This is a genomic window from Mycobacterium hippophais (assembly GCF_027529605.1).
GTDB lineage: Bacteria > Actinomycetota > Actinomycetes > Mycobacteriales > Mycobacteriaceae > Mycobacterium > Mycobacterium arseniciresistens.
The window spans coordinates 319,060-337,625 of record NZ_JAPZPY010000002.1 but is presented as its reverse complement, the minus strand read 5'-3'; the positions used below and the strand labels follow the sequence as shown (position 1 = coordinate 337,625).

Below are 18,566 nucleotides of genomic sequence, written 5' to 3'. Positions count from 1 at the left end.
CGTCAGACCAGCCAGGCGGCGGCGTCGGGCGGCAGCGCGCCGGCCACCAGCGGTGCGCTCGCGAACAGCAGCTCACCGTCGGGCAGCTCGGCCGGCTCTGTGCCGGCGTTGAGCACGCAGCTCAGGCCGCCGGGCAACCGGAACGCAAGGGCGCCGGGCGCCGACTCGAGCCACTCGACCGTCCAGCCGTCGAATTCCGTTCTCTCGCGCCGCAACCGGAGGGCGGTGGTGAAGAACGCCAGCGTCGATCCGTCGTCGGCGGACTGCTTCTGCACCGTGAGCTGCGACCATTCCGGTGGGATGGGCAGCCACGTGTCGGCCGACTCGGAGAACCCGAACGGCGGCGCCTCACCCGACCATGGCATCGGCACCCGGCAGCCGTCGCGGCCGCGTTCGGTGCCACCGGAACGCAGCCACACCGGATCCTGCAGCGCCTCGTCGGGCAGCTCGACGTTGGGCAGGCCCAGTTCCTCGCCGTTGTAGACGAACACCGCCCCGGGCAGCGCCAGCATCACCAGCGCCATGGCCTTCGCCCGCGCCAGCCCGACCGGGCCGCCGCCGTAGCGGGTGACCTCGCGCTCGACGTCGTGGTTCGACAGCGTCCAGGTCGGCGTCGCGTTCTGGAGTGCCACCGCGGCCAGCGAGTTCTCGATGGCGTCGCGGATCTCGGCGGCGTCGAACTCCGCGCGCACCAGCCGGAAGTTGAAGCCCAGGTGCAGCTCGTCGGGGCGCAGGTACGCCGCGAACTCGGCGTTGTCGTACACCCAGACCTCGCCGACGGCGACGGCGTCGCGGTATTCGTCGAGTACCGCGCGGATGCCGCGGTGGATGTCGTGCACGCCGGAGTGGTTGAAGCGGGGGTCTCGCTCGGTGTCGGAGAGCAGCTTGTTCGCGGCACTGGTCATGTCGGGCAGGTCCGCCGGTTTGGACATGCCGTGCGCAACGTCGATGCGGAAGCCGTCGACGCCGCGTTCGAGCCAGAACCGCAGCGTCTTCTCCAGGTCGTCGAACACTTCGGGGTTGTCCCAGTTGAGGTCCGGCTGTTCGGAGTCGAACAGGTGCAGATACCACTGGCCGGGATTGCCGTCGGCCTCGACGACCCGGGTCCACGCCGGACCGCCGAACACCGACACCCAGTTGTTGGGCGGGTGCAGGCCGTCCTGGCCGCTGCCGTCGCGGAACAGGTAACGCGCCCGCTGCTCGCTGCCGGCGCTCGACGCCAGTGCCGCCTGGAACCACGGATGAGCCGAGCTGGTGTGGTTGGGCACCAGGTCCATGGTGATCTTGATGCCGCGGCCGTGCGCCGCCTCGATCAGCCGGTCGAGTGCGTCGATGCCGCCGAACAGTGGGTCGACGTCGCGTGGGTCGGCGACGTCGTATCCGTGGTCGGCCATGGGGGAGACGGTGACCGGGTTCAGCCAGATCGCGTCGACGCCGAGGCGCTGCAGATGGTCGAGTCGCGCGGTCACCCCGTCCAGGTCGCCGACGCCGTCGCCGTCGCTGTCGGCGAACGACCGCGGATACACCTGATAGAACACCGCTCGGGACCACCAGGGCCGTTGTTCGCTCGTCGCACTCTCAGTCATTGCATCAATTGTGCCGACGTCGCGCGGGAGCCGCTCAGAACGACGAATTGACCATGCTCTGGGCCGCCATCTCCAGGTAGGCCAGCAGCTCGCGGCGATGCGCGTCGTCCAGGGTGTTCGAGTCGATCTCGGCGACGGCGGTGTGCATGCAGCGCAACCAGGCGTCGCGTTCGATGAAGCCGATCCGGAACGGCGCGTGGCGCATCCTCAGCCGCGGGTGGCCGCGCTGGTCGGAATAGGTCCGTGGGCCGCCCCAGTACTGCTCGAGGAACATCCGCAGCCGCACCTCGGCGGCGTCGAGCTCGTCCTCCGGGTAGAGCGGGCGCAGGATCTCGTCGTCGCGGACCAGCTCGTAGAACCGCCGCACCAGGGCGTGGAAGGTCTCGTGGCCACCGACTTCGTCGTAGAACGAGCGTTGTGGTTGCGTCACGCATCCATTGTGGCCCCTGGCCCGTATCGGCCGGTCAGCCGGTGATGTCACCCGGAATTCACCGGACTGACCTGCGAACACTCGCAGAATTGTCGTGCGATCGGCGGCGATCCATGGTGGACTGTCTCCTCGGAGGACGAATGGCGCAGCGCAAGAAAAGCCGCGGTCACCGGAGTCCCGGAACCGCGGCGGGTCCCACAGGGTCCGCGACCACGACTGCGCCGACGCGCGCCCTGCACAGTGTCGAGACGTCCCCACCCGTCGTCCGCGAAGCCTCGGTGTGGGGTCGCCGCCGGGTGCTGCTGCTGAACTCGACTTACGAGCCGTTGACCGCCCTCCCCATGCGGCGAGCGGTGATCATGCTGATGTGCGGCAAGGCCGACGTGGTGCACGACGACCCCAACGGGCCCGTGATCCACTCGGCCACCCGCACCATCGTGGTGCCCTCGGTGATCCGGTTGCGCAGCTTCGTGCGGGTGCCGTACCGCGCCCGCATCCCGATGACGCGGGCCGCGCTGATGCACCGTGACCGGTTCCGCTGTGCCTACTGCGGCGGGAAGGCCGACACCGTCGACCACGTGATCCCGCGCAGCCGCGGTGGGGACCACTCCTGGGAGAACTGTGTGGCGGCCTGCTCGGAGTGCAATCACCGCAAGGCCGACCATCTGCTCACCGAACTGGGCTGGAGCCTGCGGTCGACGCCGCTGCCCCCGAAGGGGCAGCACTGGCGTCTGCTGTCGTCGGTGAAGGAGCTCGATCCGGCCTGGGTGCGATACCTGGGTGAGGGCGCGGCCTGAAGCCGGTGTGGGATACGGTTTGCTCGTGAGCACACCGCTGATGCACTCTCTGTTCGTCCTGGTGCCGTTGGGACTGACCGCCGTGCTGGCCCTGCTGATCTGGCGCGGCAAGGGTCCTCATCCGGCGAGCTACAAGATGTCCGAGCCGTGGACGCATGCGCCGATCCTGTGGGCGGCCGAAGAACCTGCCGACCACGGACACGGTGGACACGGCGATCACCTGACTGTGGGAGGCGGCGCAAGTGGCAAGTGGTGAGATCGCGCCCGTCACGCGCGGTGAACTCGACCTTCCCCACGGCTGGGCGCTGACCTCGAGCGGACGGTTGTCCGGGGTGACCGAACCCGGCGAGTTGTCGGTGCACTACCCGTTCCCGACCAAGGACCTGGTGGTGCTCGACGACGCGCTGAAGTACGGCTCGCGGGCGGCCAAGGCTCGTTTCGCGGTCTACATCGGCGATCTCGGCGCGGACACCGCGGCGACGGCGCGGGAACTCCTGGCGAAGGTGTCGACGCCCGACAATGCCGTGCTGCTGGCCGTCTCGCCGGATCAGCGCGCCATCGAGGTGGTGTACGGGTCGGCGGTGAAGGGCCGCGGTATCGAGGAGGCCGCCCCGCTGGGGGTGTCGGCCGCCGCCGCGTCGTTCAAGGACGGCAACCTGATCGACGGCTTGATCAGCGCGGTGCGGGTGCTGACCGCCGGCGTCTCACCCCGCTGACCTCCCGCAACTTCCCGCTCCGCCGGCTGTTTTCGCACTGACCGCAACGGGTATCGCTTGGCCCGCGGGTGCAGGGGCTGCCGCGGAGAGGTGATCGATGCGGCGAGGTTCGGTGGTCCACAGGGCTACCCGCCATGACGGCCTGCAGACCGCGGCGCGGTCCGGGTACGTCGTCAGCGGGCTGCTGCATCTGCTGATCGCCTACGTCATCGTGCGGATCGCCCTCGGCCACCGCGGCGACGCCGACCCCTCGGGTGCGCTGGCGACGGTCGCGGAGACCCGCGGCGGTGAGATCGCGCTGTGGGTCATCGTGGTGGCGCTGGTGCCGCTGATGTTGTGGCGGCTCGCCGAGTCGCTGATCGGTCTGCACCCGGCCGAGAGCCATGACCCGAATCGTGATGACGCGGGAAAGCTGAACCGGCTGAAAGCCTTCGGGCTGCTCCTCGTCTACTGCGGCGTCATGGTCACCGCTGTCCGGTTCGCCGCCGGCGACCGCGAGTCGAGTCGCGACCAGAACACCGGCATCAGTTCCCGGTTGATGCACACCGTGCCGGGTCAGACCGCGTTGATCGTGACCGGCGTGGTGGTCGCCGTCATCGGCGGGTACTACGCCTACAAGGGCGCGTCGCGGCGCTTTCTCGCCGACCTGACGGGTCCGGTGAGCCCGCTGATCGTCGTCCTCGGCCTGTTCGGCTACGTCGCCGAGGGAACCGTGCTCGCCATCGCGGGGGTGCTGCTGGTCGTCGCCGCCGTCGACGTCGACCCCTCGAAGGCGGCCGGGCTCGATGCCGCGGTCAAGGCGCTGGGTGGGACGCAGGCCGGCACGATGCTGCTGATCGGCGCGGCCGTCGGCTTCGGCGCGTACGGGCTCTACAGCTTGACGCTCACCCGCTATTCACGGATGTAGCGCGGGAACGTCCCGCGCCGTTACGACAGGTCGAACTTCCGGGCTCGCAGGGCGCGCTCCACGCCGGCGCGGCCTTCGACCACCAGCCGGCGCAGAGCGGGCGGAACGTCGCCGGCGAGGAAGCGGTCGGCGGCGTCGATGGCCTCCTGGCTGATGTCCGATGCCGGGTACAGCCCGACGACCACGGTCTGGGCCACCTCGCTGGACCGCCGCTCCCACACTCCGGAGATCGCGTCGAAGTACCGCTGGGTGAACGGCGCCAGCAGCTGCTGCTGACCCGGCCGGACGAAGCCGCCGATGATGGCGCGGGCGGTGATGTTGGCCAGCGTGTCGTCCTCGACCACCTGCTGCCACGCGGCGTCCTTCACGGCGGTCTGCGGACGGGCCGCAGCGGCCGCGGCGGCGTTGCGCCTGCCCGCCGCGGTCGGGTCGGACTCGGCCTCGGCGTCGATGAACGGCGTCTCGACCCCGTCGCCGTCCAGATCGCCGCTGGCGGCCAGCGCGGTGACGATCCGCCAGCGCAGGTCGGTGTCGATGACCAGGCCGGACAGATTGACCGCCGCCGGTTCGTTGTCCAGCAGCGTCGCCAGCACGGCGACGTGGTTGCGGGACAGCACCGACGCGCACAGGGCGTTCACGAACGCCAGCTGGTGATCCGACCCCGGAGCCGCTTCACGCGCCAGGTCGAGCAGCCGGTCGCCGAAAGCCGGCCACCCGTCGGCGCTCGCCCACGCCGGGTCGGCGTAGGAGTTCAGCGCCGTCTGCGCCTGCAGCACCAGACGCTGGGCCACGCCCACCTCGGACTCGGCGTGCAGTCCGCTCATCACCAGGGCGACGAAATCGCGCGCCTTGAGTTCGGCCTCGCGGGTCATCTCCCATGCGGCCGACCACGCCAGGGTGCGCGGCAGCGGTTCGCCGATGTCGGCGATGCGGGTGAGCACCGTCTGCAACGAATCCGGGTCGAGCCGCAGCGAACAGTACGTCAGGTCGTCGTCGTTGACCACGATCAGCTTGCCACGCGAAACGCCTTGCAGTGCAGGCACATCGGTCGTCGGACCCTCGATGTCGAGTTCCTCGCGGTGCACCCGCACCAGCTTGCCGGTGACCTCGTCGTCGTCGTACACCCCGACCGCGAGCCGGTGCACGCGGGTCTCGCCGGCACCCGGCGCGGCGCCGCTCTGGTCGATGGCGAACCGGGTGAAGCGTCCGTCGGCGTCGAGGTCGAAGTCGGCGCGCAGCGTGTTGAGCCCGGTGGTCTTGAGCCACTGCCTGCCCCAGCCGGACAGATCACGCCCCGACGCCTTCTCCAGCGCGCCCAGCAGATCGCCGAACGTGGCGTTGCCGAACGCGTGATCGCGGAAGTAGTCGCGCAGACCGGCGAGGAACGACTCCAGCCCGACGTAGGCGACGAGCTGCTTGAGCACGCTCGCGCCCTTGGCGTAGGTGATGCCGTCGAAGTTGACCTCGACCGCGTGCAGGTCGGGGATGTCGGCGGCGACCGGATGTGTCGAGGGCAACTGGTCCTGGCGGTAGGCCCACGACTTCTCCACGTTGGCGAACGTGGTCCACGCCTCGGTGAACTCCGTCGCCTCGGCCTGGCACAGCACCGAGGCGAACGTCGCGAACGACTCGTTGAGCCACAGGTCGTCCCACCACTGCATGGTCACCAGGTCGCCGAACCACATGTGCGCCATCTCGTGCAGCACCGTCTCGCAGCGGCGTTCGTAGGACGCGCGGGTGACCTTGCTGCGGAACACGTAGTCCTCGAGGAACGTCACCGCGCCTGCGTTCTCCATAGCGCCCGCGTTGAACTCCGGCACGAACAGCTGGTCGTACTTGCCGAAGGCGTAGGGCACGCCGAAGTTGCGGTGATAGAAGCCGAAACCCTGCTTTGTCTGGGTGAACAGCCGCTCGGCGTCCATGAACTCGCCGAGCGACCTGCGGCAGAACAGGCCGAGCGGGATCTCGCCGTGCTCGTCGCGGTAGAGGTCGTCCCAGCGGGCGTACGGCCCGGCGATCAACGCCACCAGGTAGGTGCTCATCCGCGGCGTCGTCACATAGCTGTGGGTCTTGGACGCGCCGTCGTCGCGGGTGGCCTCCAGGGCGCCGTTGGACACCACCTCCCAGTGCGCCGGCGCGGTCACGGTGACGTCGAAGGTGGCCTTGAGGTCGGGCTGGTCGAAGCACGCGAACATCCGCTTGGCGTCCGCGGTCTCGAACTGTGAGTACAGGTACACCTCGCCGTCCACCGGGTCGACGAAACGGTGCAGACCCTCACCGGTGTTGGAGTAGCGGCAGTCGGCGTCGACCACCACGACGTTGTGCTCGGCCAGCCCGGTCAGCGCGATGCCGGTGGCCTCGTCGTAGCCCGAGACGTCGAGGTCCCGGCCGTTGAGGGTGGCGCCGCGGATTGTGTCGGCGGCCAGGTCGAGATAGGTGTCGGCGCCGGCCAGGGCGTCGAACTCGACGGTGGTCACCGAGCGGAACGTGCCCTCGCCGGGTTTGCCGTCACCGTCGGTGAGGTCGAGGTCGATGCGGTAGGAGTTCACCGTGACGAGGGCGGCGCGCTCGGCGGCCTGATCGCGGGTCAGATTCGGGAGTGCCACGACCGCCAACCCTAGTGGGCGCGGCGCCGGAAGGTCGGGGCAGAGGGCCGGGCGAGGTCAGTCGCGGTGCGGCCTCACCGCAGACCCGGGTTCCCCAGCCATCCGAGGAAGTCGCCGGTGCCCACCTTGGACATCATCGACGGGCAGTACATCTGGATGGCGATGCCGGCGAAGAACGCGGCCATCTCCGGTGGGACGCCGTCGTTGCGGACGGTGGAGACCACCTTGGCGAAGTTCTTGCCGGGTTCCACCAGCATCGGGCACACCCGCTTGCCGAGTTCGACGGTGTCGGCGGGATTGCCGTAGCCCACCCCGGCCCGGTTGAGCGCGGTGAGGAAGGCGTCGTCGACCGGGTCGGCCGCGGCCGGCGGTGCGAAAAGTGTGGCTCCCGCGACCAGCGCGGAGGCGCCGATGAGCGCCCATCGTCGATTGACTGCTGCCGGCATCGCTGCTCCTCGTCCAGGGGTGGGAGTCCGGTCGAGGCCGCTCCGTGTACTCGAGCAACACTGGTTCACTTCAGTCACAGCAACAACACGCTTCGGTCAAGATTCACCCACCAAAGCGCGTCGCGTCGCCGGCGAAACCGCGATGCGTGCTGATCGCCGCCGAGGGGAACACCGGCGACACGAGCTCAGTTGTGTTGAGCGGAGTGCACCCGTGAAACCGAGAGGACTGTCAATGGCCGGGAAAGATGTCGCAGGATTCTGGTTCGACCCGCTGTGCCCGTGGTGCTGGATCACCTCGCGCTGGATCCTCGAGGTCGAGAAGGTGCGTGATATCGAGGTCGAATTCCGGGTGATGAGCCTCGCGGTGCTCAACGAGGGACGCGACCTGCCCGAGGAGTACCTCGAGATGATGAAGAAGGCCTGGGGACCGGTTCGCGTGGCCATCGCCGCGGAGCAGCTCAAGGGCCGCGAGGTCCTGCGTCCGCTCTACACCGCGATGGGCACGTTGATCCACAACGAGGGCAACAAGGACTTCGACGACGTGATCGCCAAGGCGCTCGAGCAGGTGGGTCTCCCGGCCGAGCTGGCCGAGGCGGCGAACAGCGACGAGTACGACGAGGCGCTGCGCACCAGCCATCACGAGGGGATGGACGCCGTCGGCGAGGACGTCGGCACCCCGACCATCCACATCAACGGCGTCGCCTTCTTCGGTCCGGTGCTCTCCCGCATCCCGCGCGGCGAGGAGGCCGGAAAGCTGTGGGACGCGTCGGTGATCTTCGCGTCGTACCCGCACTTCTGGGAACTGAAGCGCACCCGCACCGAGGCGCCGGAGTTCGACTGACCGTCAGCGCAGCCCGGCCACGGCGGCCTCGATCTCCGCGACCCGCCCGAGGTCGAGGCCCCACGGTTCGGCAACGCCTACCCGGCGATCGAGTTCCCACAGCACGCAGCTCTCGCCGGGTCGGGCGACCATCGACCAGGCGATGACGGTGCGCCGCAACTGATCCGCGAGCGGGTCATGGCGCGCACCCGGCGGAGCGCCGCCCTCGGGGTGGTGGTGCAGGAAGCGGCCGTACGCCTCGTCGCAGAACGCCGAATACCGTGCCGTGCAGAGGATCAGGCCGTGCCACGCCTCGTCGACGGCACGCGACGGCATGCCGATCACCTGGTCGTCGCGCATCGCAGCGGCACAGCAGCGCAACCACTGCCGCAAACCGGTCTCCACCAGCTCGCGAGGTTGCCACGGACACGTCTTGAACACCGCTGGGGGCAGCTCGAGCCGGGTCACCGCGGAGTCCGCCCGGGTCAACGGATCCACCCGCCGCCGCCACATGTTTTCACTGTATGCGCAGGGGCTGTCGCGGCGTAATCTTCAGCCATGAGCACGGGGGTGATCTTGACGGCGGTCGCCGTCGGGGGAGTGGCGATGATCGTCGCCGCATATTTGCTGATGCAACGGCGGCGGCGGCTGACGACCGCACCGGGCCGCGCTGAGGACGTCTGGGCCGCCGGGCTGGTCAACGAACGCGCTGCGCCGGCCGCGCGGAAGAAGGTCAAGGACCGGCGCGAGCTGTGGGCCCGCCGCTACGGTGCCGGTTCGGCCTGGGCCGCGGGGGGAACGGGCGGCGCGTACTACGTCAACTACGACGGCGGGACGCCGACCGTCGACGGCGGCGCGGGCGGCGCTCCCGACGGCGGTGCCGGGTGCGGCGGCGGTGGCTGCGGCGGCGGAGGCGGTGGCTGCGGGGGTTCCTGACACCCGCGCCGATCCCAATTGTTTCGATTGCGTTTACTCCGGTTGCGGTCCAACGCATCCGACCCCACCGTTGACCGATGACAGTCGCCGAACCCGCCGACATCCTCGAACAGTCCGACGGCACCTACCGTGACCGGGTGGTGGCCGTCGAACCCGGCGGCAACGAGGCCATCGCCGAGGCCGATCGGCACGGCAGGCCCAGCCAGCTGTTCTGGACCTGGGCGTCGCCGAATCTCGAGTTCGCGACGGTGTTCGTCGGCGTGCTGGCCGTCGCCGCCTACGGCATGACCTTCTGGCAGGCCGTCGCCGGCCTCGCCCTCGGCACCGGCCTCGGCGCCCTCGCGCACTACTTCCTGTCCGCCCGCGGGCCGCTGCACGGGGTGCCGCAGATGGTGTTGGGACGGTTGGCTTTCGGCTTTCGCGGCAACGCTGTGCCCGCGGTGCTGATGTCGATCACCGCAGGGGTGGGCTGGTTCGCCACCAACAGCGTCAGCGGCGCGTACGCGCTGTCCACCCTGTTCGGCTTCGGACCCCTGGTGGGGCTGGTCATCATCGTGCTGCTGCAGACCGGGCTGGCGTTCTTCGGCCACAACCTGGTGCAGGCGTTCGAACGCTGGACGTTCCCGCTGCTCGCGGTGATCTTCACGGTCGCCTCGGTGGTCATCCTGTGGCAGGCCGACCTCGGCGCACCCGCGGCCGAGGGCGGTGTCGGCGGCACGGGCGGCTTCCTGCTCACCGTCGGAACGGCTTTCGGCTATGCGGCGGGATGGACGCCGTACGCGGCCGACTACACGCGGTATCTGCCGGCGAGCGTATCGACCCGACGGACCGGATCCTTCGCCTCCGCCGGGCTCTTCCTCGGGTGCATCGGCCTGATGAGTGTCGGCGCCGCCTCGGTGACCATCGGCGCCGGTGACGCGCTGGGGGACCCCACCGCCTCCTTCACGGCCCCGCTCGCCGGATGGCTGGCCGGTGCCACGCTGCTGGCCATCGCGATCGGCGCGATCGCGGCGAACTCGATCAACGTCTATTCGGGCGCAATGGCTTTCGTGACCATCGGGATCAAGTTGCCGCCGCACATCGCCCGCGCGCTGGTGACGGTGTTCTTCGGCGTGGCCGGGTTCCTCGTCGCGTGGTGGGCCCTGCCCGACGCGGCGCACAGCTACGAGGCGTTCCTGCTGATCATCGCCTACTGGATCGGTCCGTGGCTGGGAGTGGTGTTCGCCGACCAGTACCTGCGCCGCGGCCAGCGGGTGGCCGGATTCCTCTACGACCGTTCGTACACCAACTGGCCGGGCCTGCTGTCCTTCGGCATCGGACTCGTCGTGTCGGTGCTGCTGTTCTGCAACCAGCAGAAGTTCGTCGGCTTCGCCGCACGCGAGCTGCCCGGGCTGGGCGACGTCACGTTCTATGTCGGCTTCCTGCTGGCCGGTGGCTGCTATCTGCTGATGTGCCGCGCCCGTATCGCCGCGGAGCGTCTCGCGGTATGACGTCACCGCAGGACATGCTCGAGGTCGCGTATCGGGAAGCGCGACAAGGGCTTGCCGAGGGCGGCATCCCGATCGGTGCGGCGCTGTTCGCGGTGGACGGCACACTGCTCGGCAGCGGACACAACCGAAGGGTGCAGGAGGACGATCCCTCCATCCACGCCGAGACCGACGCATTCCGGGCCGCGGGCAGGCAGCGCGACTACCGGTCCACGGTGATGGTGACCACGCTGTCGCCGTGCTGGTACTGCAGCGGACTGGTGCGGCAGTTCAACATCGGCGCGGTGCTGATCGGCGAGGCCCGCACGTTCTCCGGCGGCCACGAGTGGCTGGCCGAGTACGGTGTGTCGGTGACCGTCCTCGACGACGACCGATGTGCGGACATGATGCGCGAGTTCATCGCTGCCCGACCCGGTCTGTGGAACGAAGACATCGGAGTCGCGCAGTGAGTTCGATTGCCACCGTGGACCTCTCCCGCTGGCGCGCGGGCGGTTCAGGTGCCCAAAGGGTGGCCACCGAGGTCGACGACAGCCTGCAGCGCGCCGGTTTCATCCTGGTCACCGGTCACGGCGTGGACGCCGCACTGGCGGCCGACGTCCGTGCCGCCGCCCGCGCCTTCTTCGCCCAGCCGGTGGCAGTCAAGCAGCGTTATGCGGTGCCGGTGGGCGGGCACGGCTGGATCGGCCCCGGCGCCGAGGCCAACGGCTACGCCGAGGGCACCGAGACGCCGCCGGATCTCAAGGAGAGCTTCAGCCTCGGCGCGGAGACGCAGACCGGCGATGCCGACGTGGACCGGATCTGGTTCGCGCCCAACGTCTGGCCCTCCGAAGTGCCGGGTCTGCGCGCCCTGGTGACCGCCTACACCGACGCGGTGCGGCAGGTGGCCGACGAGTTGCTCGCGTTGTTCGCCCACGCGCTGAGGCTGCCGGACAACCCGTTCGCGACGCTCGCCGACCGGCCGACGTGGACGATGAACATCAACCACTACCCGCCGGTGAGCGTGGTCGGCGAGCCCGAGCCGGGCCAGTTCCGGATCGGCCCGCACACCGACTTCGGCACCGTCACCATCCTCGACCGCGAACCGGGGGCAGGCGGCCTGCAGATCTACTCGGAGGCCGACGGCTGGACCGACGCGCCCTACGACCCGGACGCGCTGACCGTCAATATCGGCGACCTGCTCGAGTACTGGAGCGGACGGCGCTGGCCGTCGGGCCGGCACCGCGTCCTGCCGCCTCAACCGCACGCCCCCGAGGAGGACCTCGTCTCGCTGATCTACTTCTACGAGGCCAACCACGACGCCCGGGTGACGCCGCTCGCGCCACCGGTCGGGCGGGTGGCGGGGCTGGCGCCGGTCACCTGCTCGGATTTCATCAAGGAGCGGCTGGACGCGATCACCGTGTCCTGACACCGGCGTCTGCCACAATGGCCGCCATGCGTGTCTACCTCGGTGCCGACCATGCCGGTTTCGAACTCAAGCAGGCGATCATCGAGCACCTCGAGGCCGGCGGTCACGAGCCGATCGACTGCGGCGCCCACAGCTACGACGCCGAGGACGACTACCCGGCGTTCTGCATCGCCGCCGCCTTGAAGACCCTGGCCGACCCGGAGAGCCTGGGCATCGTGCTCGGCGGCTCGGGCAACGGTGAGCAGATCGCGGCCAACAAGGTGCCCGGCATCCGCTGCGCGCTGGCGTGGAGCACCGAGACGGCGTCACTGGCCCGCCAGCACAACAACGCCCAGGTGATCGGCATCGGCGGCCGGATGCACACCCGCGAGGAGGCGCTCGCCATCGTCGACGCCTTCGTCACGACGCCGTGGTCGGAAGCCGAGCGGCACCAGCGCCGCATCGACATCCTCGCCAAGTACGAGCAGACGCACGTCCCCCCGCCGGTGCCGGGGGCGCCGGAGTAGCGATGCCTGAGGGGCACACTCTGCACCGGCTCGCCCGGTTGCATCAGAAGCGCTACAAGGGCCGTCGAATGCGGGTGAGCAGCCCGCAGAGCCGGTTCGCCGACGGCGCCGCGATGGTCGACGGTCGCACCTTCACCGGTGCCAGCGCGTGGGGCAAGCACCTGTTCCACCATTACGACGGCGGCCGGATCGTGCACGTGCACCTGGGGTTGTACGGCCGGTTCGACGACTTCACCCTCACTCCCGGCGACCCGCCGCCCGATCCGGTCGGCCAGGTGCGCATGCGCATCTTCAGCAGTGAGTACGGCGCCGACCTGCGCGGTCCGACGGCCTGCGAGGTGGTCGACGAGGCGCAGGTGTCCGACATCCTGGCCAGGCTGGGGCCCGATCCGCTGCGCCGGGACGCCGATCCGAGCACCGCGTGGGCGCGGATCGCCAAGTCCCGTCGGCCGATCGGCGCGCTGCTGATGGATCAGACGGTGCTCGCCGGCGTCGGCAACGTGTACCGCAACGAGCTGCTGTACCGGCACCGCATCGACCCGTACCGCACCGGAATCGACGTCGCTTCAGGTGAATTCGACGCCATGTGGGCCGACCTGGTGGACCTGATGAAGGTCGGCGTGCGGCGCGGCAGGATCATCACACTGGAACCGGACGACGACCACGGCGCACCGTCGTACCGCAAGGGCAGACCGCGCACCTACGTCTACCGCCGGGCGCTCGAGCCGTGCCGGATCTGCGACACCCCGATCCGCACCGCGGTGCTGGAGGGCCGCAACCTGTTCTGGTGCCCGCACTGCCAGCGCTGAAGGTGAGCGGGCGCGGCGCCGCTTTTGACGAGAGAATCGGCGCGTGGAACTGATCCTGGTAGTCGTCGGCGCCATCGTGGTCACCGCCATCGCCCACCGGCGCGGCCTGGAACCCGCGCTGATCATCGTCGTCATCGGTGGCGCGGTGTCCTTCCTGCCGGAGTTCGAGCCGCCCGAACTGGATTCGCACATCCTGCTCACGGTGGTCCTGCCGCCGCTGCTCTACTCCGCGGCGCTGAACTTCTCCTTCCCGACGTTCCTGCGCAACATCCGCCCGATCCTCGGCCTCGGCGTCGGCCTGGTGGTGGTGTCCGCGTTCGCGGTGGCGATGGTGTCCTCCTGGCTGGTGGTGGTGCCGCTGACGTTCGCCACCGCGCTGGTGCTCGGCGCGATCGTCGCGCCGCCCGACGCCGTCACCGCCGTGGCGGTGGGACGCAAGCTCGGCCTGCCCAAGCGGGTGATGGCGATCCTGACCGGCGAGAGCCTGATCAACGACGCCGCGGCGCTGACGTTGTTCTCGATCGCGGTCGCGCAGGTCGCCGGGAGCCACACATTCATCGAGAACCCGTTCCTGCTGTTCGGCTACAGCGCGCTCGTCGGCCCGGTCGTCGGCGGCGTGCTGGGGTACGTCACGCTGTGGATCCGCCGCAGGCTGGCCAATCCCGGGCTGGAGACGGTGCAGGGCCTGGTGGTGCCGTTCGCCGCCTTCATCGCCGCCGAGGAACTGCACGCCTCCGGGGTGCTGGCCGTCGTCGTCGCCGGCTTCGTGGTCGGCAACGGCACCCTGGACGCCGGCTACCAGACGCGGCTGCAGGAGCGCTACGTGTGGAACTCGGTGGACGTACTGCTCGAGGCGTTCGTCTTCGCCTACATCGGCCTTCACCTGCGGTTCGTGCTGGAGGACCTGCGGGAGGCGCACGAGTCGCTGGTCGAGGTGGCCGTCGCATCGGTGATCGTGCTGCTGATCGTGCTGGTGATCCGGCCGCTGTCGGTGTTCGCGATCTTCGGCCGCAACAAGCTGTCCAGCCACGTCGGGAACCGGCTGAGCGTGCCGGTCCCGGTCGGTGGCCGCGGCGCGCTGGGCACGCGGCAGCGCAAGAGACCCAGTGCGGGTTGGCGCGCCCGCATCGACCGGCGGTCGCTGTCGTGGCAGGAGAACGTGGTGGTGTCGTGGACCGGGATGCGCGGCGTGGTCACGCTGGCCGCCGCGGCCGCCATCCCGGCGACGACGGCGGCGGGGGATCCGTTCCCCGAGCGCGCCACCATCCAGGCCATCGCCTTCGTGGTCAGCGTCGGCACCCTGCTCATCCAGGGCTGGACGCTGCCGGTGCTCATCCGCAGGCTGCAGATCTCCCGGTTCTCCGACGACCACGCCGCCGACCGCGAGGAGGAGCTCAAGGCCGAACGCGTCGTCCACGATGCGCTGGACGCCGTGCTCGCCGAATTCCGCGCCAACCCGCCGGAGAACATGGACCCGCGGGTACTCGCCGAGATCCGCGCGGCGATCACCCGGCAGTCCGAGGAGATCGACGAGATGCCCGACCCCGAGGCGCCGACCAAGCGGGCGAAGGTCTACTCGGCGCTCTACCGTGACGTGCTCGCCGCCCAGCGGGCCGCGCTCATCGCCGAGCGTGACGAGGGGCGCATCGAGGACGAGGCCGTGCGCGCGATGCTCGAGCGGCTCGACCTGCAGGAGGCCGGAGTCTCGGCGCGACTCGAGAGCCGCTTCTAGCGTCGCGAGGGCTCGAACCTGAGCTCCTGTGCGCTAATTCGAGGACTTCGCGCACACAAGTTCAGACTCGGCGGTCAGAAGCCGCCGAAGTCGCCGCCACCGAAGTCGCCGCCACCCCAGCCGCCGCCGTCACCGCCGCCCCAGCCACCGCCGTCACCGCCGCCGCCGTCGAAGCCACCCGCGTCGCCGCCGTCGGCACCCTCCGCACCTTGGTCGTAGCCCTGGGCGAACCCCTGCTCGTAACCCGTACCGGCCATCCCGGAGAACAACGCGCTGAACAGGAGCACCGAGCCCACACCCCACGCGCCGGCGACCAGCGCCGGCTTCCACCACGGCTCGGAGTACCAGCCCGCAGGCACCGGGCGACCCGCAACGGTGCCTCCCGGGTAGTAATTCGGGGTGCGTTGCGACGGGCTCGGCGACGCCTGGATCTCGCGGCCCTCGAACTCGACGCTGCGGGACTCGGTCACCGAGCCTGCGGTGCGCTGGCCGGCCAGCGACTCGAGCTCCGGCCCGGGGTCCATGCCCATCGCGACCCGGGCCGCCCGCACGTAGTAGAGGCCCTCGACCGCGCTCTCCTTGGCCAGCAGTGCCTGCTTCGCCGTCGTCGCCTGGTCGATCTGTGACGAAGCGGCGGTGTAGCGCTCCGACGCGTCGGCCATCGCCTGCTTGGAGGCGTCGTCGTTGCCGCTGAGATTGAGCACCTGGCCGCCGAGGCGTTCGATCACCCGGCGGGCGTCGGCCTTGGCGTCGGCCAGGGACTCCGCCGAACGCTTGCCCGCCGACTTCGAGGCGGCGTACACCACGACGGCGATCGTCGCGACGACCAGGACGATGAGCACGAGCAGAACGCCGTTCATGCCTTTCAGCGTACCGACAGGAACGGTCGAGACCGGGTGCGCGAGATTCAGCCCTGAGCGACTCTCAGGGCGGCGTAGACCTCGTCGGAGAGCGCCAGGCTGCGCGGGTCGGCGTTGCACTTCGTGGCGTCGAACCGGTTCATCACGTAGGCGTAGCCGATGCGGTGTTCGAGGTCGGCGAACGCGAAGGAGCCCCCGGACCCGCCGTGCCCGAACGACCGCGGGTTCGGCCCGGCGACGCGGCGCTGGTTGGGCATGTAACCCAGTCCCCACCCGTGATCGGCGACGCGCGATCCGAGCACCAGGTCGGTGTCGTTGCCGCCCTGACAGATTCGCACCAGATCGAGGTGCTCGGCGGAGAGCAGCTTGCCCTGGGCCAGTGCGTTGTAGAAGGTGGCCATGCCGATCGCGGACACGTGGGCGTTGGTGGCGGGGAACTCGCCGCGGCGCCACCGCGTCAGCGCGTGTGAGCCCAGCTCGTCGTCGGGGATGTGGCCCATGGCGACCGACAGCCCGGCCTTCGGGTGCTCGGCCAGCGAGACCGGCAGGGCGGGTGCGTCGCCGGCGGCGAGCACGTCGCGGATGTGCGGCTTGCCGATCATGTCGGCGCACCGGTGGTGTTCGGCGGCGGGCAGACCGATGTGGACGTCGATGCCCAGCGGCTCGGCGATCTCGGTGCGCAGGTACTGGCCCAGGGTTCGGCCGGTCACCCGGCGGACCAGTTCGCCGAGGATGAATCCGAAGCTGACCATGTGGTAGCCCTGCGCGGTGCCCGGTGACCACCAGGGTTCGGTTGCGGCCAGCCGCGCGCACACCGCGTCCCAGTCGGTGGTGTCCGACCAGTGCAGCGGGGTGCGCGGTCCGATCACCCCCGAGCGGTGCGACAGCACCATGGCGACCGTGATGTCCTGCTTGCCGGCCTGCGCGAACTCGGGCCAGTAGGCGGCCACGGGCGCAAACAGATCGAGCTCGCCGCGGTCAGCCAGCAGGTGGATGCAGGTGCTCGTCAGGCCCTTCGATCCGGAGAAGACACTGGCGAGGGTGTCGCGCCGCCACGGTCGTCGCGCGGCGGCGTCGGCGTGCCCGCCCCACAGGTCGACGACCAGGTCGCCCTCCACCCAGACGACCACCGCGGCGCCCACGTCGCCGCGTTCGGTGAAGTTCGCCTCGAACGCGTCGCGGACCTTGGCGAACAGCGGATCACAGCGGCCGTGCACGGGCTTGTCTGTCACTGTTCCCCTGTCCGGGCGCCGCCGGGCCCGTCGGGTCGAGGCGAAAAGCCAACTCGCGCAATTTGACTGACGATGCTATCGGCCGAAATGGCGACGGCGGCCGAGGCGATCGGATCGTTACGCGGTCGGTACCGATCGGTGTCACGGCATGATTGCTGGTGGCCGCTTCAGCGAATCGAGGGATTCGCACGGTGCTGCCGTCGGGAAGGCCGCATACTGAGCTCCTGCGCTCGACCACAATGGGGAGAATCATGAAATTTCAAGCGATTTCGGGTGTGGCGGGGGCCGCCGCGGTATTCGCGACCGCGGCCGTGGCATCGCCGGGTGTTGCGAATGCGGCGAACGACGGATTGTTCAGCGGCACGTACGTCATCGCCCCGTTCGGCGACACCGTTCACGTCACGTCCGATTGCCCCGAGTGCGACGCCGTCGGCACGGGTCCGTCGAGGACGGTGGTCATGAACTGGAACGGCGTCGGCTGGCAGCACACCCACGAACTGGCGGGCTGTGGTGTGGCCACCGGCACCGGGACGCCGACCGTCGTGGCCGACGGCTACGTCCAGGAGCTGACGCTGGTGTCGGTGAGCAGCTGCCCGGCGGCGAATACCACGGCGGTGTGGACGCGCGTCGGCCCCTGATTCCGATTGCCGCGCCGGGCCCTGATCCCGCCTACCTGATCTAGCTTCGAGCGAAGCAAACCGAAGGGACGACCTCGTGTTCAAGCTTTCCACCGCCAGCGCAATTCTCGCCGGGGTGGGCGCGTGCGGCGTCGTCGCATTCGCTCCGATCGCCGGTGCGCAGGATCCGCCGTGTGAACAGCGGCCGCCGGACCAACAGCAGCAGTGCCAGCAGGACCGGGCCGCCGGCATCGCCGACCAGGTTGAGGGCGCCCTGGAACAGGGGCAAGACGCCCTGGAACAGGGGCAAGACGCCGTGCGACAGGGCCCAGTCAAGCCGTTGATCGACCCGGCAACGGGCAAGGTCAACCCCGGCCCAACTGGCCTGCGCGCACTGATCAATGGCGTTGACACCTGTTTGCCGGTCGGGGTACCTGCTCCTATAGGAGCGGACGTGCGGATCGTTCCGGGCGATACGACCGGCAGCTGCATCTTGGGGCCGTAGAAGGTCCGACGCCGGCGCAGGAAACTGCTAACTACCTGCGTTAACGGGCCTGTCAAGCCGTGCTGTGGAGCGGGCGACGGGAATCGAACCCGCGTAGCTAGTTTGGAAGACTAGGGCTCTACCATTGAGCTACGCCCGCATGTTGTGCACCGCAGATCGTACCGGCGCG

General features: G+C 69.6%; 21 protein-coding genes and 1 tRNA gene. 14 read left to right on the top strand and 8 right to left on the bottom strand.

Annotation, left to right across the window (positions count from 1 at the left end; translation table 11 throughout):
* Positions 1 to 2: 2 nt before the first annotated feature.
* Together O6P37_RS07245 and O6P37_RS07240 are read right to left on the bottom strand one after the other, a co-directional pair.
* On the bottom strand, positions 3 to 1,586 hold the full coding sequence (locus tag O6P37_RS07245; RefSeq protein WP_269893417.1) for a glycoside hydrolase family 13 protein: 1,584 nt from the start codon (positions 1,584 to 1,586) through the stop codon (positions 3 to 5).
* 34 nt (positions 1,587 to 1,620) lie between these two features.
* Positions 1,621 to 2,016 carry a globin gene (locus O6P37_RS07240; protein WP_269893416.1) on the bottom strand — a complete coding sequence of 132 codons (396 nt, stop codon included), beginning with the start codon at positions 2,014 to 2,016 and terminating at the stop codon, positions 1,621 to 1,623.
* A 140-nt stretch (positions 2,017 to 2,156) separates the two neighbouring features.
* Between O6P37_RS07240 and O6P37_RS07235 the strand changes: the two genes are divergently transcribed.
* The 4 genes from O6P37_RS07235 to O6P37_RS07220 all read left to right on the top strand — a co-directional run bounded on the left by O6P37_RS07235 (position 2,157) and on the right by O6P37_RS07220 (position 4,436).
* Complete coding sequence (locus tag O6P37_RS07235) at positions 2,157 to 2,813, top strand: HNH endonuclease (RefSeq protein WP_269893415.1); 657 nt, start codon at positions 2,157 to 2,159, stop codon at positions 2,811 to 2,813.
* A gap of 40 nt (positions 2,814 to 2,853) precedes the next feature.
* Positions 2,854 to 3,069, top strand: coding sequence for an aa3-type cytochrome oxidase subunit CtaJ (gene ctaJ, locus O6P37_RS07230; protein WP_269893655.1), 216 nt, complete (start codon positions 2,854 to 2,856; stop codon positions 3,067 to 3,069).
* Positions 3,056 to 3,529 (top strand): DUF5130 domain-containing protein, encoded by a 474-nt coding sequence (locus O6P37_RS07225; protein WP_269893414.1) that lies wholly within the window; start codon positions 3,056 to 3,058, stop codon positions 3,527 to 3,529. The genes ctaJ and O6P37_RS07225 overlap by 14 nt, the downstream gene beginning before the upstream one ends.
* A 112-nt stretch (positions 3,530 to 3,641) precedes the next feature.
* Positions 3,642 to 4,436 carry a DUF1206 domain-containing protein gene (locus O6P37_RS07220; protein ID WP_269893413.1) on the top strand — a complete coding sequence of 265 codons (795 nt, stop codon included), beginning with the start codon at positions 3,642 to 3,644 and terminating at the stop codon, positions 4,434 to 4,436.
* A 20-nt stretch (positions 4,437 to 4,456) separates the two neighbouring features.
* On the opposite strand, the gene pepN is transcribed toward O6P37_RS07220, so the two are convergent.
* A complete protein-coding gene (pepN, locus tag O6P37_RS07215; RefSeq protein ID WP_269893412.1) occupies positions 4,457 to 7,042 on the bottom strand; it encodes an aminopeptidase N in 2,586 nt (861 codons plus the stop codon).
* A 74-nt stretch (positions 7,043 to 7,116) separates the two neighbouring features.
* Positions 7,117 to 7,488 (bottom strand): DUF732 domain-containing protein, encoded by a 372-nt coding sequence (locus O6P37_RS07210; protein ID WP_269893411.1) that lies wholly within the window; start codon positions 7,486 to 7,488, stop codon positions 7,117 to 7,119.
* Between the two features lie 232 nt (positions 7,489 to 7,720).
* Between O6P37_RS07210 and O6P37_RS07205 the strand changes: the two genes are divergently transcribed.
* The gene (locus O6P37_RS07205) at positions 7,721 to 8,329 is read left to right on the top strand and encodes a mycothiol-dependent nitroreductase Rv2466c family protein (protein WP_269893410.1); all 609 of its coding nucleotides are present in this window, start codon (positions 7,721 to 7,723) and stop codon (positions 8,327 to 8,329) included.
* A gap of 3 nt (positions 8,330 to 8,332) precedes the next feature.
* Here the strand turns inward: O6P37_RS07205 and O6P37_RS07200 are convergent, their stop codons facing one another.
* On the bottom strand, positions 8,333 to 8,821 hold the full coding sequence (locus O6P37_RS07200) for a glycine-rich domain-containing protein (protein ID WP_269893409.1): 489 nt from the start codon (positions 8,819 to 8,821) through the stop codon (positions 8,333 to 8,335).
* A 45-nt stretch (positions 8,822 to 8,866) separates the two neighbouring features.
* Here O6P37_RS07200 and O6P37_RS07195 point away from each other — a divergent pair, with 45 nt between their 5' ends.
* From O6P37_RS07195 to O6P37_RS07165, 7 genes are all read left to right on the top strand, one after another.
* Complete coding sequence (locus O6P37_RS07195; protein ID WP_269893408.1) at positions 8,867 to 9,244, top strand: hypothetical protein; 378 nt, start codon at positions 8,867 to 8,869, stop codon at positions 9,242 to 9,244.
* 77 nt (positions 9,245 to 9,321) lie between these two features.
* Positions 9,322 to 10,734, top strand: coding sequence for a purine-cytosine permease family protein (locus O6P37_RS07190; RefSeq protein ID WP_269893407.1), 1,413 nt, complete (start codon positions 9,322 to 9,324; stop codon positions 10,732 to 10,734).
* A complete protein-coding gene (locus O6P37_RS07185) occupies positions 10,731 to 11,180 on the top strand; it encodes a nucleoside deaminase (protein ID WP_269893406.1) in 450 nt (149 codons plus the stop codon). The genes O6P37_RS07190 and O6P37_RS07185 overlap by 4 nt, the downstream gene beginning before the upstream one ends.
* A complete protein-coding gene (locus tag O6P37_RS07180; RefSeq protein ID WP_269893405.1) occupies positions 11,177 to 12,136 on the top strand; it encodes an isopenicillin N synthase family dioxygenase in 960 nt (319 codons plus the stop codon). Before O6P37_RS07185 ends, O6P37_RS07180 begins: the two co-directional genes overlap by 4 nt.
* Before the next feature lie 26 nt (positions 12,137 to 12,162).
* Positions 12,163 to 12,642 (top strand): ribose-5-phosphate isomerase, encoded by a 480-nt coding sequence (locus O6P37_RS07175; RefSeq protein WP_264015453.1) that lies wholly within the window; start codon positions 12,163 to 12,165, stop codon positions 12,640 to 12,642.
* Positions 12,643 to 12,644: 2 nt separating this feature from the next.
* Complete coding sequence (locus O6P37_RS07170; protein ID WP_269893404.1) at positions 12,645 to 13,451, top strand: Fpg/Nei family DNA glycosylase; 807 nt, start codon at positions 12,645 to 12,647, stop codon at positions 13,449 to 13,451.
* A gap of 43 nt (positions 13,452 to 13,494) precedes the next feature.
* On the top strand, positions 13,495 to 15,183 hold the full coding sequence (locus tag O6P37_RS07165; RefSeq protein WP_264015451.1) for a cation:proton antiporter: 1,689 nt from the start codon (positions 13,495 to 13,497) through the stop codon (positions 15,181 to 15,183).
* Positions 15,184 to 15,257: 74 nt separating this feature from the next.
* On the opposite strand, the gene O6P37_RS07160 is transcribed toward O6P37_RS07165, so the two are convergent.
* Positions 15,258 to 16,043 (bottom strand): DUF1542 domain-containing protein, encoded by a 786-nt coding sequence (locus O6P37_RS07160; protein ID WP_269893403.1) that lies wholly within the window; start codon positions 16,041 to 16,043, stop codon positions 15,258 to 15,260.
* Between the two features lie 47 nt (positions 16,044 to 16,090).
* Positions 16,091 to 17,275: a serine hydrolase domain-containing protein gene (locus tag O6P37_RS07155; RefSeq protein WP_269893402.1), complete on the bottom strand. Its 1,185-nt coding sequence runs from the start codon at positions 17,273 to 17,275 to the stop codon at positions 16,091 to 16,093.
* Between the two features lie 251 nt (positions 17,276 to 17,526).
* Here O6P37_RS07155 and O6P37_RS07150 point away from each other — a divergent pair, with 251 nt between their 5' ends.
* Both O6P37_RS07150 and O6P37_RS07145 read left to right on the top strand, forming a co-directional pair.
* On the top strand, positions 17,527 to 17,913 hold the full coding sequence (locus O6P37_RS07150) for a hypothetical protein (RefSeq protein ID WP_269893401.1): 387 nt from the start codon (positions 17,527 to 17,529) through the stop codon (positions 17,911 to 17,913).
* A 76-nt stretch (positions 17,914 to 17,989) separates the two neighbouring features.
* A complete protein-coding gene (locus O6P37_RS07145; RefSeq protein WP_269893400.1) occupies positions 17,990 to 18,397 on the top strand; it encodes a hypothetical protein in 408 nt (135 codons plus the stop codon).
* 65 nt (positions 18,398 to 18,462) lie between these two features.
* Here the strand turns inward: O6P37_RS07145 and O6P37_RS07140 are convergent.
* Positions 18,463 to 18,536 (bottom strand) — tRNA-Gly (locus tag O6P37_RS07140).
* Positions 18,537 to 18,566 lie beyond the last annotated feature (30 nt).